Annotated in this window: 2 protein-coding genes; both read right to left on the reverse strand. The window is 70.3% G+C overall.

The window, feature by feature from the left end:
* On the reverse strand, positions 1 to 923 hold a 923-nt coding region (locus ACZ60X_RS43840), incomplete at its 3' end, for a beta-ketoacyl synthase N-terminal-like domain-containing protein (RefSeq protein ID WP_469611432.1).
* Positions 924 to 967: 44 nt separating this feature from the next.
* Positions 968 to 1,663, reverse strand: a complete 696-nt coding sequence (locus ACZ60X_RS43845) for an acyl carrier protein (RefSeq protein ID WP_469611434.1) — start codon at positions 1,661 to 1,663, stop codon at positions 968 to 970.
* Positions 1,664 to 1,869: the final 206 nt, after the last annotated feature.

A 1,869-nucleotide genomic window follows, 5' to 3' on the forward strand; every position in this document is an offset into this window, starting at 1 on the left:
TTGGAGGCGCCGTCCTGGTTGACCGCGCTGCCGCGTACCAGGGCCAGGACCTGATGGCCGTTGCGGCGCGCGTCCGACAGGCGCTCCAGCAGGAGCAGACCCACCCCCTCGGCCCAGGCCGTGCCGTCCGCGCCCGCCGCGAAGGCCTTGCAGCGTGCGTCGGGGGCCAGGCCGCGCTGCCGGGAGAAGGCTACGAAAGCGCCCGGCGTGGCCATCACGGCGACACCGCCGGCGAGCGCGAGCGAGCACTCGCCGCTGCGCAGCGCTTGGGCGGCCAGGTGAATGGCAACCAGTGACGACGAGCAGGCCGTGTCGATGGAGACGGCGGGGCCCTCGAAGCCGAAGGCGTACGAGACCCGGCCGGAGGTGACCGCGCCGGCGCTGCCCGTCAGGGCGTACCCCTCGGTGCTGGACTCCCCGTTTTCGAGGCTGGAGATGTAGTCCTGGGGTTTGGTACCGGCGAAGACACCCACGTTGCGGCCACGCATCGACGTCGGGTCGATACCGGCCCGCTCGAAGACCTCCCATGCTGTCTCCAGCAGCAGCCGCTGCTGCGGGTCCATCGCGACCGCCTCACGCGGGCTGATCCCGAAGAAGGCGGCGTCGAAGTCCGCGGCGTCCGCGACGAAGCCGCCTTCCCTGACGTACGACTTCCCGGCGCGCTCCGGGTCCGGGTCGTACAGTGCGTGCACGTCCCAGCCCCGGTCGGTCGGGAAGGACGAGATACCGTCATTGCCTTCGGCGACCAGCTCCCACAGGTCCTCGGGCGAGGACACCCCTCCCGGGAGACGGCAGCTCATGGCGACGATCGCGATCGGTTCCGTCTTCTCGGACTCCACATCGCGCAGCCGCTTGCGCGCCTGGCTGAGGTCGGCGAGGGCACGCTTGAGGTAGTCACGCAGCTTGTCGTCGTTCGTGGTCATTCGGAAGTCCTTCTGCTCAGCAGGTGTGGGGGCCGGCGCGGCTGTCAGGAGGTGCCGAGTTCGTTCTCGGCGAAGCTGAAGAGTTCGTCGTCGGAAGCGGATTCGAGGTCGAACTCCTCCTCCGTCTCGAACCCGGAGTCCTCCGACGCACACCGTGTGGCCAGTGTCTGGAGGCGCTTGGCCGCCTGGGCCATGACCGCGTCGTCCAGCGTGGTCGAGGCCAACACGGCTTCCAGGCGGTCGAGTTCGGCGAGAATGGACACCGGTGAGGAGCCCAGTTGCTCCGCCAGTACGTCTGCGAGGGCGGCCGGTGTCGGGTGGTCGAACACCGCCGAGGCCGGCAGCCGGAGGCCCGTGGCCGCGGTGAGCCGGTTGCGCAGTTCCACACCGGTGAGCGAGTCGAACCCGAGGTCCTTGAAGGCACGCTCCGGTGCGATGGCTTCCCGTTGGCGGCGGCCCAGCACGGCCGCGGCGTCGGCGCACACCATGTCGAGGAGGGTGCGCTGCCGGTCGGCCTGGGGCATCGTCGCCAGCCGGTCGGCCAGCGACTCGACCGCCGCACCGCCGGTTCCCACGCCGGCCGCGCCGGTCCGGACACTTCGGCGGGACTGCCGTACGAGACCTCGCAGCACGGGAGCCACCCGGTCCGTGGCGGCCTGTTCGGTCAGGGCCGCGAGGTCGAACTTGGCTGCGACCAGGGCCGGTTCACCAGCCGCCAGGCCGGCGTCGAACAACGCCATGCCCTCCCCGACCGACAACGACCGAATACCACCACGACTCATCCGAGCCTGATCAGACACCCCCAGCGAGCCCGTCATCGCACTCGCCTCACCCCACAACCCCCACGCCAACGACACCGCAGGCAGCCCCTGCCCCCGACGCCACCCCGCAAAAGCATCCAAGAACGCATTCGCCGCCGAATAATTGCCCTGCCCCGGACCACCCA

Source organism: Streptomyces sp. NPDC104106 (assembly GCF_055584345.1).